The following is a 15749-nucleotide window of genomic DNA, read 5'->3' as shown; positions in this document are numbered from 1 at the left end:
TCCTGGCCGGGGTCATCGGTGAGGCCGGGGGCGAGGTGTTCAGCCGGTTCGTCCCGAAGAACTTCATGAAGGACCATCACTGGGTGAAGGCCCCGTTGGAGATCGTGTCCGAGGGATTCAACGAGGGCGGGGCGGAGTTCCTGGCCGGGGGATTCTTCCGGCTGACCTTCGAGGGAGGATTCAAGGTCAGTCTGCAGGACTTGTGGATGGCGGGTGTGAGCGGTGCGCTCTCCTCCGCCGCGGAACTGGCGGTGGGCGGGGCGGGCGTCCTGCTGAACACCAAACTGGTCAGCACCCTGAAGAACCACACCGACAGCGTGCCCCGCCCCCTGAACGCATCCGGAACCGTCCGCAACAGCAAGAACCACTGGCTGACGACCAAAAACCTCAACAACCCACCCCACACACAACCACCCCTCGTACAGCCGCCCAACATGCAGCCGCCGGTCACGCAGCCGCCCGTCACACAACTACCCGTCACACAACCACTCAACACGCAGCCGCCCAACACGCAGCCGCCCAACATGCAGCTGCCGGTCATGCAGTTGCCTGTTACTGAGTCGGCCAGGCTGACGGATACCCCGTTCCTTCTACCGCAGGGGCCGGGGCAGGAAGCGCCCGTCCGTGACGTGCCGGACATGCCGGCGGCGTTCAGCGACGGTGGCGACCTGGGCTACACGTCGTCGGTCTTCAGCGATCTGAGCGATACCTCGTTCGCCTTCAGCGATGTCAGCGGCTTCGACGACGTGAGTGGTACCTCGCCGGTCTTCGGCTACGTCAACGGCGGCAGCGAGGTGTCTTCGCTCTCCGGCATCGACGACGTTCCCACGAGCTTCGTGGATACCGGTCTGGAGAGCGGCCCGGGTCTGCCGGACGACGGTGCGGAGGTGCCGGCGAGCGGTGTGGACCTGCCGCCCGGCACGACCGGTGGGGTCACCGGCGGGGTCACTGGTGGGGTCACGGGTTCGGGCCTGCCCACGGGGATGAACACCGTGGGCGGAAGCCACGACCGGCACAGCCAGACCCCGGATCAGATCCGGGACCAGATCAGGGATCGGACTTTAATCGAGCGGGTTGATCTGCCGCGTGATGAGACCGGGACCGGGCTGGAGGGAACGCGGCTCTTCGGTGAGGGCGTAGCCACGGGCCCCGGCAGCGGTGCTGTCCCGCACGTTCCTTTCGCTGCTCATGGCCCTGTGCCGTCCGGGACCGCTCCCACGGACACACCCGTCTTCACCACCCGGCAGGAACAGCGGGAACAGCAGGATGAGGACGTGGCTGAGGTGCCGGGGCAGGCCGTCCGGCAGTCGGCAACCGGTCCGGCCACCGGCCCGCGCACCATCCCGGTCCCGGGCGCCGGATCCGCCGGTTCTCAGCAGACGGCGGCCCAGGTCACCGACCGGCAGGGTCCTGGGAACCAGGAACCGCGGGCCGTGCCTTCAGCACCCGTGCAACAGAACGGAAGTGCACCGGTCCAGCCGGCCAAGCACCACTCCGCCACCCACACCCCCGCCACCGGCACCGGTACCGGCACCCCCGGCGTGCCTGCCTCCGGCACTCGCGGTCCCGGTGTGTCCGCTCCCGGCGTGCAGAGTCCTGATTCACACAGTCCTGACAGGAGTGCTTCGGGTCTCTTTGTGCCGGAGGATGCTGTGTCTGTCCCGCTGGGGGTTTCGGGCACATCCCAGGGCCGTCATCCGCAGGCGGACATTGCGGCAGTCACGGTGCCGGTCACGAGTACCGGTACGGGCCGGCAGGACACCGGTACGGGCCGGCAGGACGAGGAGGCCACCGGCACCCCCGTTACGGACGGGGAGTCCTTCGTTCGTGCTGTGCCCGTGGGCCTGAGTACGGATCCGGTGCTTCCCGGACCGCCGGGTCCTGGCGGGAGCGTCGGGGTCGGGGAGAGTGCCCTGGCCCCGGGGCGGGACGGTGCCGGTGTCTCGGTCACGGAGGTGTGGGAGCGGGAGGACCGGGACCGCAGAGCGGTGTTCGCCCGCCATCCGAAGGAGTCCGCTGCCGTGGTCGATGCCCGCGCGGAGGCCTGGGCACCGGTCCAGGAGGCTCTGCTCGTCGAGGCCGCCGCGCGCAAACACCTCGAAGAACACCACCACCGGCAGGACGGGCCCGCCGGGGGCATGACGGTGGCCGGGCAGGCCCGGGCCGCCGCCCGGGACGCGGCCGCGGCACTCACGGCCGCCAAGCAGGCCTTCCACACCGCCCACCGGATGGACCCCGACGACATCATCCACCGCCTCCACGCACTGCGGGAAGCATCCCTGAAGGCACGTCCACGACTGCCGGGCGGAATGCCCCCCCGCCGGCCCGGCCCGGCCGGCCGGCGGCAGCCACCAGCACAGACCAGCCCGGCCACCGCACCGGACCGGCCCGCACAAACCACCCCCCACCCCGCCACCGAGACCACCACCCCGGCACCCTCCGCCCCTCTCCCTGCCACCGAAACCACCACCAGCCAGGGCATTTTCGCCGCGCTGCACCCCGCCCAGCCCGCAACCGCCCAGGACAACAGCACGGACCAGCCCCCCGCCCCCCAGACGGGGAACGACCAACCGGGCCACAACCACAACCACGACCACGACCGGGTGGTCGGTACCGATCCCGGCCTCGCCCCGCTCGCTCTTCCCGGCACGGACGAACAGAGCGACTGGACCGCCGCGATGACGGACCTTTTCGGCCGTGACCCCCAGGAGGATGTGACCGAGGGCCACCACAAACAGGAACAGCGACTGCTCACGGACCCCTCCCTCCAGACCCCGCCCCCGATACCGGCGGACACCACCCTCACCACCGACACAATGGGCCCTCCGGCAGACCCTCACGCTCCCCGCCCGCCCCAAGGCCCCCCCGCCCCGACCAACCAGGCCCGCCCGGCCGGCCCCGGCCAGACCCACCACCCCGACACCCGCCCACCTACCATCGAGGACCTCGCCCGCACCATCCGCCAGCTGGCCGCAGCGAACAACCACCTCGGTGTGCACCTCGACGCCCTGGCCGCCCACCTCGGCCTGGAGGCAGGCGTGATCAGGGGCGTCCTTGCGGCCAACGGCATCACCGTCAAGCCAGTCAAGCTGCTGGTCGGCGGCGAACGGCTCAACTGGCTGGGGGTGCGGGTGGATGCCCTGGGCCAGCACGGCCTCGCTCGCCTCCCGGCCATCGGGGACCTCGCCCGCACCATCCGCCAGCTGGCCGCAGCGAACAACCACCTCGGTGTGCACCTCGACGCCCTGGCCGCCCACCTCGGCCTGGAGGCAGGCGTGATCAGGGGCGTCCTTGCGGCCAACGGCATCACCGTCAAGCCAGTCAGCCTGCGGTTCGATGGCAAACAGCTCAACTGGCTGGGGGTGCGGGTGGATGCCCTGGGCCAGCACGGCCTCGCCCACCTCCCGCCCATCGGGGACCTCGCCCGCACCATCCGCCAAATGGCCGGGAAACGGATCGGTGTGCACCTCGACGCCCTGGCCGCCCACCTCGGCCTGGAGGCAGGCGTGATCAGGGGCGTCCTTGCGGCCGACGGCATCACCGTCCAGACACTCGACCTGTGGTTCGGCGGCGAGCGGCGCCAATGGCTGGGGGTGCGGGTGGATGCCCTGGGCCAGCACGGCCTTGCCGGGGACGGGACGGGTGAACTGCCCCCGGACGCCTCCGACGAGCCGGGCAGGACAGCACCGCAGGAGACCACGGCCCCGGACAGCTCCAACCAGATCCACCACCCCGCCTCCCTTCCGCCGGCCGCCGGGGACCTCGCGCGCACTCCTCGCGAACAGGCAGTGAACCACCAAGGCGGTGTGCACCCCACCGACAGCGCCCCGCACCCGGACGGGCCCGCAGAAACCACCCCCGGGGCCACCGCCCCGACACCCTCCGCACCTCTCCCCGCCCCTGGGGCCACTGCCGCCCGCGCGACCAGCGAGCGGGTCTTCGCTGTGCTGAACCCCACGGGGCCGGCCCAGGACAGCAACGCGGACCTGCCCCCCGCCCCCCCGGCGGGGAACGACCAGCCCGGCACCTCCATGGGGAACCGCAAACGCGACGCTCGCAAGCGCGACACTCGTGAGAGCCGGGCCACGGACCAGAACCCTTCCAAACGCCGGAGACGGGGAATCCCCCTCCCGGGCCCGAGAGACACTCCCGGCCTCGGCCCATCCCAGGACACCGGCCTTCCCAGGCCCCGTCTCCCGCAACAGGGAACGAACCAGCCGGATCACAACCACGAACAGGCGCAGTGGCTGCTCGCGGACTCCTCCCTCCAGGCCCCGCCCCCGATACCGACGGACACCACTCTCACCACCGAGACAATGGGTCCTCCGGCAGACCCTCACGCTCCCGGCTCGCCCCAGGACCCCCCCGCCCCGACCAACCAGGCCGACCCGGCCGGCCCCAGCCAGACCCACCCCCCGGACGCCCCCCCACCGACCATCGAGGACCTCGCCCGCGCCATCCGCCAGCTGGCCGCGCAGCACGGACGGGGGGCCGGGGTTGGTGTGCACCTCGGCGACCTGGCCACCCACCTCCGCCGGACACAAGACGAGATCAGGCGCGCCCTCAAGGCCAGCGGCATCAGCATCAAGACAGTCGACCTGCGGTTCGACGGCAAGCAGCGCCAACGGCTGGGGGTGCGGGTGGAGGACCTGGGCGGGCACGGCCTCGCCCACCTCCCGACCGTCGAGGACCTCGCCCGCACCATCCGCCAAATGGCCGGGAAACGGATCGGTGTGCACTTCGACGACCTGGCCGCTCGCCTCCGCCTGCGGGAAGACGAGGTCAGGCACGTCCTCGAGGTCAAAGGCATTACCGCCCAGAAACTCAGCCTGTGGTTTGACGGCAAGCGGATCAACCGGCTGGGGGTGCGGGTGGAGGACCTGGGCGGGCACGGCCTCGCCGGGGACGGGCCGGGTGAACTGCCCCGGGATGCAACTGGCACGCCCCCGCCGTCCGCGGACATCTCTCGGGACAGGCCGGATCTCACGACAGGCCCGCACCACCCGGACAGCCAGGACGTGGACACCGGTGTTCCGGGGGCCCGTCTCCCGCAACAGGGAACGAATCAGCCGGATCACGACCACGAACAGGCGCAGTGGCTGCTCGGGGACCCCTCCCTCCAGGCCCCGCCCCCGATACCGGCGGACACCATTCTCACCGCCGAGGCAATGGGTCCTCGGGCAGACCCTCACGCTCCCGGCCCGTCCCAGGTCCCCCCCGCCCCGGCGGACCCGGCCGGTCCCAGCCAGACCCACCCCCCGGACACCCCGCCACCGACCATCGAGGACCTCGCCCGCACCATTCGCCAGCTGGCCGCGCAGCGGAAGCGCGCCGGTGTGCACCTCGGCGACCTGGTCACCCACCTCGGCCGGGACGAAGGCGAGATTAGGCCCGTCCTTGAGGCCGCCCGCGTCACCGTCCAGTCACTCAGACTGCGGTTCGGCAACGAGCAGCTCAACCGGCTGGGGGTGCGGGTGGACGACCTGGGCCGGCACGGCACCGCCCACCTCCCGGCCATCGGGGACCTCGCCCGCACCATCCGCGAGCTGGCCGCAGCGAACAACCAACCCGGTGTGCACCTCGCCGACCTGGCCACCGGCCTCGGCGGCCTGCAGGTATTCGAGATCAGGGGCGTCCTTGCGGCCGCTGGCATCACCGTCCAGAGACTCGACCTGTCGTTCGGCAATGAGCGGCGTAACCTGCTGGGGGTGCGGGTGAGAGACCTGGGCCGGCACGGCCTCGCCGGGGCCGGGGGCGGGTCGGGTGAACTGCCCCTGGATACCTCCGGCGGGCCGGGCGGGACAGGACGGGAGGAGACCACGGATCCGGCGGGCCCTGGCCTAACCCGCCACCGTGCCTCTCTTCCGCCGGCCGCCGGGGACCTCGCCCGCACCCCCCGTGAACAGGCAGGAGGGAACCACCAAGGCGGTGTGCACCCCACCGACAGTGCCCCGCGCCCGGGCGGGCCCGCAGAAACCGCCACCGGGGCCACCGTCCCGACGCCCTCCGCACCTCTCCCCGCCCCTGGGCCCACCACCCCTGGCACGACCAGCCAGAACATCTTCGCCGCGCTACACCCCGCCCAGCCCGCAACCACCCAGGACAACAGCACGGGCCAGCCCCCCGCCCCCCAGACAGGGAACGACCAACCGGGCCACGACTACGACCGGGTGGTCGGTATCGATCCCGGTCTCGACGCGCTCGCTCTTCCCGGCACGGACGAGCAGATCGACTGGACCGCGATGACGGGGGACCTTCTCGGTCTTGATGCCCGGGAGGACGTGACCGAGGGCCACCACGGACAGGAACAGCGATTGTTCGCGGACTTCTCTCTCCAGGCTCCGCCCCCGATACCGGCGGATACCTTCCTGCCCGCCGAGGCGATGGACTGGGATCTTTCCGGGGAGCAGGGCCTGGACACCGGCGTTTGGGGGGCTGGTCTCCCGGAACAGGGAACGAATCAGCCGGATCACAACCACGACCCCGAACCCGACTGGATGGTCGGTATCGATCCCGGTCTCGACGCGTTCGCTCTTCCCGGCACGGACGGGCAGGCCGACTGGACAGCCATGACCAGGACCCTTCTCGGTCTCGGCTCTGAGGAGGAAGTGACCGCGGAGCACCACGAACAGGCGCAGCGGCTGCTCGCGGACCTCTCCCTCCAGGCCCCGCCCCCGGCACCACCGGCGGACCCCACCCTCACCACCGGGGTGACGGACCGGAATCCCTCCACCGAAGCGATGGACTGGGACCTTTGGGACCTTTCCGGGGAGCAGGGCCTGGACACCGGCGTTTGGGGGGCTGGTCTCCCGGAGCAGGGAATGAACCAGCCGGACCACAACCCCGACCCCGACGACGGCTGGATGGTCGGTATCGATCCCGGTTTCGACGTGTTCGCCCTTCCCGGCACGGACGAACAGACCGACTGGACAGCCATGACCAGGACCCTTCTCGGTCTTGGCTCCGAGGAGGAGGTGACCGAGGAGCACCATGAACAGGCGCAGCGGTTCCTTGCGGACTTCTCCCTCCAGGCCCCGCCCCCGGCACCACCGGCGGACCCCACCCTCGCCACCGGGGTGACGGACGGGGATCCCTCCGCCGAGGCGATGGACTGGCACCCCTCCGCCGACGAGCAGGGCCTGGACACCGGCGTTTGGGGGGCCGGTTTCCCGGAACAGGGAGAGGACCCCGGTGGGCAGGTCGTCGGTGCTTTGGGGATGGGGCCGGCTACCGGTGAGAGCGGGGACGGCGGGCCGCTCGACGAACAGCGGGATTACTCACTGGGTCTTCTGGATGACACTGACGGTGCGCGGTGGGGGGTCGGTGGCCCTGCCACCGGCGCCGCCGGTGCTGGGGGTTCTGGCGGGGGTGGGTTCGTCGGGGGTGGTGTGCCGGGCGCGGGGCCTGGTGGTGTGGGGTCTGGTGGTGTGGTGCCGGTGCGTACGGTGGGCAACGGGCTGTGTCAGTTGTATGCGGTTGTGGTCACCGATCCGGGGCTTGTCGGTTCCCGGCTGCCTCGTCTGGCTCCCGTCCTGCGGGTGTGGCTCGACGATCCCTCCCGGGTGCGGGAGGAGCTGACCGCCTATGCGGACGCCCACAGCCTGGACCCCTTCACCACCCGTCCTCCCGGCCATGCCGACCAGGTCGTGCGGGCCCTGCGCGACCTGGTGCGGGAGTACGTTCTTGACCGGGATGCCACGGGAGGGCTGCCGGAGCAGGTCATCAGGCAGTACCGCCAGTCCGCGGGAGAGGAGTTCCACCACGCGCTGACCGAACGCCACAACAACGGCACCCTGCAGCCCGGGGAACTCGAAACCCTCCTGCACTACTACACCAACACCAGCAACGACACCGACGGACACCCCAACAACCTGGACGGCCTCGACGGCCTCAACAACCCGGACGGGTTGGACGGGTTGGGCGGGTTGGATGGGGTGGATGGGTTGGATGGGGTGGGGCTGGTTGCGCGGGTGGTGCGGGCGTATACGGACAGTGCCGTGCCGTTGTCCGCCCAGGAGTCCCATGCCCTGTACCGGGCCGTCACCCGGTGGAGCGAGGAATGGGACAACACCGCCGGAGAAACACTCCTGCCGCTGCTCGCCCACGCCCTGAACGTACGCATCCGGGTCCTGCGGCAGACCCGCACGGGAGAACGGGCCCCGGGAGACGGCCTGGTCTGGGGACCCCACGACGCACAGGACTCCGTCACGCTCTTCCATAACTACACGGGCGACCACTACAACGGCAGCCACACCCCCGCCACGGACACCCCCACCCCGGCGAACCCCGCCGCCACGACCGGCCCACCCGCCCCGGAACAGGGCGAGGAGCCCCCGGGCGGGCCCGGCCCGACAGTGCCGGACCCGCCGGCGGTGCCGGACCTGCCGACGGTGCGAGCGGACGCCCTGGACGGGCACGGCCTCGCTCACCTCCCGCCCATCGAGGACCTCGCCCGTACCATCCGCCAGCTGGCCGGGCAGCGGAAACGGGCCGGTGTGCACCTCGACGACCTGACCACCCACCTCCGCGGCCAGCAGGAACTCAAGTACCTCGACCTGCAGAAATACGAGATCAGGAACGTCCTCCAGGCCGCCGGCATCAGCGTCCAGCAACTCACGCTGCTGGACGGCGACCAGCGGCGCAACCGGCAGGGGGTGCGGGTGGATGCCCTGGGCCAGCATGGCCTCGCTCACCTCCCGCCCATCGAGGACCTCGCCCGTACCATCCGCCAGCTGGCCGGGCAGCGGAAAAGGATCGGTGTGCACCTCGACGACCTCGCCACCGACCTCGGCGGCCTGCAGGAATTCGAGCACCTCGGCCTGCAGGCATCCGAGATCAGGGGCGTCCTCGAGGCCAACGGCATCACCGTCAAGACACTCAAACTGCAGTTCGGCGACAAGCAACGCGACGGGCTGGGGGTGCGGGTGGATGCCCTGGGCCAGCACGGCCTCGCCCACCTCCCGCCCATCGGGGACCTCGCCCGTACCGTCCGCGAGCTGGCTGGGCGGCGGAAAGGGATCGGTGTGCACCTCGGCGACCTGACCATCCACCTCGGCGGCCTGCAGCAATTCGAGCACCTCGACCTGCAGGATTTCGAGATCAGGGGCGTCCTTGAGGCCGCCGGCATCACCGTCAAGCTACTCCGCCTGCGGTTCGGCGACGAGCAGCGCGACCGGCTGGGGGTGCGGGTGGAGGACCTGGGCGGGCACGGTATCGCTCACCTCCCGACCGTCGGGGACCTTGCCCGCACCGTCCGTGAGCTGGCAGAAGCGAACGAGCAACCCGGTGTGCACCTCGAATCCCTGGCCGCCCACCTTCGCCTGCGGGAAGACGAGATCAGGCGCGTCCTCGAGGTCAATGGCATCACCGTCAAGACACTCAAACTGCGGTTCGGCGGCGAGCGGCGCCAATGGCTGGGGGTGCGGGTGGATGCCCTGGGCCGGCACGGCCTTGCCGGGGGCGGGTCGGGTGAGCTGTCCCGGGGTGCCTCCGGCGGGCCAGGCGGGCCGGGCGGGACAGGACCGCAGGAGACCAGGGAACCGGCGGGCCCTGGCCTAACCCGCCGCCGTGCCTCTCTTCCGCCGGCCGCCGGGGACCTCGCCCGCACCCCCCGCGAACAGGCAGGAGTGACCCACCACCGTGGTGTGCACCCCACCGACCCGGCCACCCGCCATCACCGGGAGGAGGACGGGGCCGCCCCATCCAAGCCACAGGCCGGCACCGAGCAACACGGCCAACGGGGGGCGCGGGAGGAGGCATCGGGGACCAACGAGCACGTCACCGACCCGCAGGCCCCGTCCGGTGACGTTCCCGGGATCCTGGACCAGCAAGAGCGACAGGCCGACCCGGGAAACCATTCCGGGACGCAGCCGGTACTCACCGCGGCGGGCGCGAACTTGCTGCTCGCGGCACTGGCCACCGCGCCGGACGCGGTCCTCTCCCGCCTGCCGGACCTGGCACACACCCACCCCGGCGCCCACGCATGGCTGAGCGATCCCACCACAGTGCGACAGGACCTGACCGACCACGCGATTGCCCACCAGACCACAAAGACCACAACCCACCAGGACACATTCCCGCAAGACATCCCGGGGGACTTCTCCTTCTCCGCGTTCCTGGGGGACACCCCGGGGGATCTCTCTGTGTTCCGGGAGTTTTCCCCGCAGGAGGCGGGTGCGGGTCCGGTCGGGAGGGAAGCGGTCTTCCCCGTCCTGCCTGAACACGCCGCCGCGGCCGTCCAGGCGCTGCGCGCCCTGGTGGCCGGCTATCTGCGGGAACAGGCCATGCGGGAAGAGGTGCCGGCACAGATCATCTCCCGGTGGCGCTCGGCCAACGCGCCGGCCTTCGCCGACATGGTGCACACCCCCGGGATTACACATGACGTGCTTGCGGACCTGGTGCGCTGGCACATCTCCGACCTCCACACGACGTTGCGGCTCGCCGGCCCCGGAGACCTGGAGCTCCTCGACCCCGAGACACTGGCCCAGATCGCCGCACAGGCATACCCCACAAGCACCGCCCCCCTGACCCAGGACGAGACGAACACCCTCCTCAACGCCGTGTGGGAATGGGAAGAATCATGGACTTCCCGTTCCCCGGCCAGGGAGACATTCCTCCCACTGCTGGCCCACGCCCTGGGCATACGCATCCAGATACTCCAGCACACCGTCACGACAGAACCGGAAGCGGTACCGGACGCGGTACCGGAAGTGGGACCGGAAGGTACTGAGGTGCGTGAGTTCCCGCTCTACCACGACCCCGCCACCAGCCATTACAGCGCCAGCCGAGACAAAGGGGTGATATAGGTATTTGTGACAACTCCAATGGGAGGCCTAAGTTGGGAACTGGTAAGAGGGCGTTTAGCGTGGGTGAATTGCCTCTTATGCCCTAGTAGGTTCCTCGCCAGGTTGGCGTGGTCTCGTCCGTTATGTGCTTGGCGAGGTTGCCGATCGAGGCGACGTGGATCATGGCTACGGAGCTGGCGGTGAGGGTCTCGTAGTCGCGGGCGAGACGTCGGTGCATCATGATCCAACCGATACTCCGCTCCACTGTCCAGCGCCTTATCACGACGTGAAATCCGCGAACTCCGTGATTTCTGTTGACGACTTCGACGTCGATTCCGAGCTGCGCGCCGTGCTCGACGACGGCCTTCTTGAAGCCGGTGTCTACCCAGCTCTTGGCGATGGTCGGGTATGCCTTCTTGGCCTGGTCGAGGAGGCGTATTCCCAGGGCGTTTTCGGAGAGGCTCGCGGCGGTGACGGTCACGACGAGGATCAGGCCGATCGTGTCGGTGAGGATGCCCCGCTTCCGGCCCACAATCTTCTTCGCGGCGTCCGTTCCCTGACTGGTCACAGGCACGTTGGTGGAGGTCTTCACGCTCTGGGTGTCGATGACAGAGCCTGTGGGTTCGGGCTTGCGTCCCTCCTTCACGCGGGCCAGTGCCGTCAGGTCGTAATTGAGCTGGGCGAAGATTCCCTCATCGCGCCAGGCTGCGTGGTAGGCGTAGACGGTGGCGTGGTTCGGGAAGTCGTGCGGGAGGTATTTCCAGGGGATTCCGGTGCGGTTCATGTAGAGAATCGCGTTGAACACATCGCGCAGGTCGACGTTGGCCGGCTCGCCGGCTGGCCGGTGGGTCTGCGGTCGAGCCGGGCCTTTCTCCATGCCGCTCTTGCGGCTCTGACCGTCATGGGGCCCGATGTCCGGCGCCAACTGGCTGTGGAACTTGAAAAGGTGTACACGCGTCCGGCAGATTCGGATGCTGAACGGCTCACCATTCTGCGGAGTGTCTCCGAGCGGGGACCCGATCTGCATCGCTCAGCCCAGGGCATCTGGGAGCGTCTGATACCGCGCCGCACCGGGCTCAAGCGCGTGTCGATGGCGGCGGAGCTTCATCGATGGGGATGGACCAGCCAATCACGGTCGTCGCGTCTTCTCACCCGCATCGCACGCCAGGCGGACGAGGTGCCAGGGGTTCGGCTCGCGGCCGCCTACGCCCTGGTGCGTCACGGCCCAGACCGGTGCCGTGTCTCGGGTGAGGTCCTGCACCAGCTGGTGCAGGAGAGGCAGGTCCCGCCTGTGGTGGCCTTGCAGACAGCCCGGGATCTCGCGGCCGCGGGTGGCCTGCTGGAGGCACGGCGCGTGCTGAGTGAGCTGGCCCTCGACGCCGAGGTCGCGGACGGTCATCGCTACAAGGCGGCCACGGTCCTCCTCATGGTTGACCTTGCGTGCGGACCGGACACCCTGGCGACCCTCCACCACATGAGCAGCGACAGATCCCTGAGCGAACACACACGCGACTGGGCGGTCTTCGCAGTGGACTGCGCCCGGGACGGGATCCACGCACCAGACGGCCCGCCCCCGGGCTCCTGGCTCCGCAGCTGACTGAGTGGGCGCTGCTCGCACTCCTGAGCCACAAGGCGTGGTGGCGGCCCAAGCGGCTGGACCGGATCCTGCCCAACGTCGACGGCGAGAGTGAACGCCCGCACCAGCAGCCGGCGCAGCGTCCCGCGGACCCCGACCGGGACCGCGGAATGGGCAGCGGCGGGCGCTCGAGGCAGCCGTTCGCGCAGCCATTTTCCGCCATGCACCCTTACTGGGCGGCCAATCCAAGGGGCACAAAGCCGGGTAACTGAACACGTCGTTTGGTGGTTGGGGCCAGGGGTATGAATTGCGTCTGCTCAGGCCTGACGGGGTCTTGCTGTCACCTGGAGCAATGGGGGGATATCAGGGTGTCTGATTTGTACGATGCAGGGCCCGCGGGGGCAGAGCAGTCGCCGCTGACGGTGCTGGCTCACTCGCTGCGCATGGCGCCGATGCCCTCACCCAAGCAGATGGTGTCCTTCTACGATCCTGACCAGTTCGAGGAGTTCGTCAAGGAGTGGGTTCCGGCGCTGGACGTGCAGTACGTTCTGGTTGAACGCCACGGCGGCTCGGGCGACCATGGGGTGGACGTGGCGGGCTACCTGTCCCACCAGAGGCTGGAGGGGCAGTGGCACAATTACCAGTGCAAGCGGTACGCCGCTGCCCTGTCCTGGGGCACGGCGGCCGGGGAGATGCGCAAGATGTTCGTGGCCGCCGCGGCCGGTGAGTTCACTGTCCCCACCCGGTACGTCTTCGCCGCCCCGAGAATCTCGCGCAGCCTGCCCCGGCAGTTCGCGAAGCCGACCGAGTGCCGGGCCAAGTTCCTGCAGGAACTGTCCGCCACCCGGGACAAGCTCGTGACCGCGCTCACCGATGAGCAGCGGCGAGCGGTCGAGGAGCTGGCGGCGGACACCGACTTCGCCATGTTCGAGTGCGTGGACCTGGACGAGATGCTCGAGCTGCACAAGACGACCACGCACTTTGTGGATCGTTTCCCCTACGCCCCCTTCGAACAGGGGCCCCGGCAGATGATTCCGCCGCCGCAGCACCATGAGGACGAAGCCCGCTATGTCCAGCGTCTCGTGGACGTCTACCGTGAGCATTTCCCTGGCGCCATCAGCGGCCTGGAAGACGTGCCCACCGTCGAGGAGGCCGACGAGCACCTCAAGCGGCAGCGCGAGGCCTTCTATGCTGCCGAGGCGGTGCGCGTGTTCGCTCGCGATGCCACGCAGCCGGCGTACTTCGAACGGGTGAAGAAGGACGTGTACGACATTGTCGTGGAAGTCGCAGCCCGCTCCTACCCGGATGGCTGGGAGCGGCACGGCGCGGTCATGGCTGTGGCCGGCACCGTCCAGCTGACCCCGACAGTCCTTACCCCCTTCGTCGAAACAAACGCCCGCAAAGGGGTATGCCATCACCTGGCGAACGAGGACCGTCTGACATGGTGCCGGGAAGGAGAGAAGTGAACCCGCTCAACAGCCCGCTCGAAGTCGGTGTACGCGCGCTTGTCCTTTTGGCCGAGAGCCATCCCGAGCCCATGGACATCGCACGGCTGGTTGCCCTGGACCATGTAGTGCTCCACAGCGGCGAATTCGACGGTCCGCCCAGCCTTCATCCCAACCTGCCGGCGCGCGGGGGCGAGCTCGGGATGAAACGAGCTGTCCTGGAGGAGGCACTGCTCGTGCTGATCCGTGCCGGCCTGGCCGGCATCGTCGACGACAGCGAGGGGCTCATGTACCGGGCCACCGACCGGGGACCCGTGTTCGTCGACGTGTTGAAGGCGTCCTACGTCGAGTCCCTGCGCGAGCGGGCCGAGTGGGCGGTGCACCACTTTGCGGCGCGGTCGGACGCCCGTGTTGCGACACAGGAGATCATCGGACGGGCATCCGCGGAACTCGCGCGGAGCGGAGCCGGTCATGAGTGAACTGCGCTTGGTCCACCTCACCTACGCGGGCATGAACAAGCCCACCGCGAGCGTGGACTTTGGCCCGGACCTCACCGTGATCTACGGGGCGTCCGACACCGGCAAGTCGTTCATCGTCGAATCCATCGAGTACATGCTCGGCGGCAGCCAGCCACCCGAGGTGCCGGAAGCCAACGGCTACAGCCAGATCCTTTTGGGACTGAGGCTGCCGGACAGGACGCCGCTGACCCTAATGCGGGCCCCTCACAGCAGCACTATCCACCTCTACCGCAGCGATCTCCGCTCGGTGGTGACCGCCCCTGCCGACACCCAGGTCACCGCCGCCCACACGGCACGCAGCAAGAACAGCCTGTCGCTGTTCCTCATGAACGAACTTGTGCTGGCCGATCTGAGGATCCGCAAGAACGAAGCTGGAGCCAGCCGCAGCCTGGCCCTGCGCGATCTCGTCCACCTCTCCGTCATTCCCGAGACGCGGATGGTCGCACCACTGTCCCCGGTCCTGCCCTCGGCCGCAGCCAGCGGCAAGACCGCAGCAGCCTCGGTCATGCGGCTGATGCTGACCGGTGAAAGCGATCCGGACGTGGACTCCGGTCTTAACGCAGGACAGCGCCGGGTCAACAAAGGAAAGATCACTTTGCTCGATCAGATCATCCTTGATCTGCAGAGCAAACTGACCACGAACGAGAACGTCAGGGAACTGCGGGACCGCCAGGTACGTCTGCAGGCGTCCATCGACGAGCACTCCACGACCCTACGGGTGATCACAGACCGGCATCTGACAGCCGTCACCACCCGGATGAAGGCAGCCGAGGAACTGGCCACGGTGGAGTCCCGCCTTGGGGAGACCGGCGACCTGGTCTCGCGCTTCCGCCTGCTGGAGGACCAATACCGCTCCGACCTCGCCCGCCTCGAGATGGTGACCGAAGCCGGCAGCCTGCTGGGCTACTTCCGGGTGGGCACCTGCGTGTTCTGCGGCGCCGAGCCCGAGCACCAACACCCCGGACACAGTGAACACGAGACGACGCAGCTCCACCTCGCCGTCCAGAACGAGACTGCCAAGACGACCAGCCTCCTCGCCGACCTGCTGCCCACGATCGAGGACCTGCTGGGCCAGTTCGAAACGCTCACCCGGCGCCGGGCATCCCTGATGCACGACACCGCCCGCATGGACCAGGAGATCGCCGCCACCCAGGACCAGCTCGCCCCCATGCGCGCCCGCATGGAAGAGCATCTCCACGCACGCTCGGAGATCGAACGGAACCTCGAACTCCACGAGCGGATCGACGAACTGGAACAGCGACGCTCACGGCTGGACGGAGAAACAAGGGGAGGGGCCCAGCGGCCCGCCGACTACGTCCCCAACCGGATCCTGACGTCGTTCGACGACGTGCTGCGCCGCACCCTGGAAGCATGGAAGGTCCCCTCGGTGGAGTTCGCCGAGTACGACCAGTACGCCATGGACATC

The 15749-nt window shown here is 69.3% G+C and carries 5 protein-coding genes and 1 pseudogene; 5 read left to right on the top strand and 1 reads right to left on the bottom strand.

Going from position 1 to position 15749, the window contains the following annotated elements; genetic code table 11:
- Window positions 1-65: 65 nt before the first annotated feature.
- Entirely contained in the window at window positions 66-10805 is a 10740-nt protein-coding gene (locus ACWCPY_RS41605; protein WP_451274179.1) for a hypothetical protein, read from the top strand.
- A gap of 82 nt (window positions 10806-10887) precedes the next feature.
- Here the strand turns inward: ACWCPY_RS41605 and ACWCPY_RS41600 are convergent.
- A pseudogene (locus ACWCPY_RS41600) lies at window positions 10888-11663 on the bottom strand (IS5 family transposase); the annotation flags it as partial.
- Between the two features lie 415 nt (window positions 11664-12078).
- Between ACWCPY_RS41600 and ACWCPY_RS41595 the strand changes: the two are divergent.
- The 4 genes from ACWCPY_RS41595 to ACWCPY_RS41580 form a co-directional block, all read left to right on the top strand.
- On the top strand, window positions 12079-12381 hold the full coding sequence (locus ACWCPY_RS41595) for a hypothetical protein (RefSeq protein WP_451274177.1): 303 nt from the start codon (window positions 12079-12081) through the stop codon (window positions 12379-12381).
- Window positions 12382-12728: 347 nt separating this feature from the next.
- Window positions 12729-13826, top strand: coding sequence for an ABC-three component system protein (locus ACWCPY_RS41590; RefSeq protein WP_451274175.1), 1098 nt, complete (start codon window positions 12729-12731; stop codon window positions 13824-13826).
- On the top strand, window positions 13823-14284 hold the full coding sequence (locus tag ACWCPY_RS41585) for an ABC-three component system middle component 2 (RefSeq protein ID WP_451274173.1): 462 nt from the start codon (window positions 13823-13825) through the stop codon (window positions 14282-14284). The genes ACWCPY_RS41590 and ACWCPY_RS41585 overlap by 4 nt, the downstream gene beginning before the upstream one ends.
- Window positions 14277-15749, top strand: a 1473-nt coding sequence (locus tag ACWCPY_RS41580) for an AAA family ATPase (protein WP_451274171.1), incomplete at its 3' end; no start/stop codon positions are given. The genes ACWCPY_RS41585 and ACWCPY_RS41580, both read left to right, overlap by 8 nt.

Source organism: Streptomyces sp. NPDC002403, from assembly GCF_053593015.1.
The sequence above is the reverse complement of the archived record's forward strand: the minus strand, read 5'-3'. Positions and strand labels throughout refer to the sequence as shown.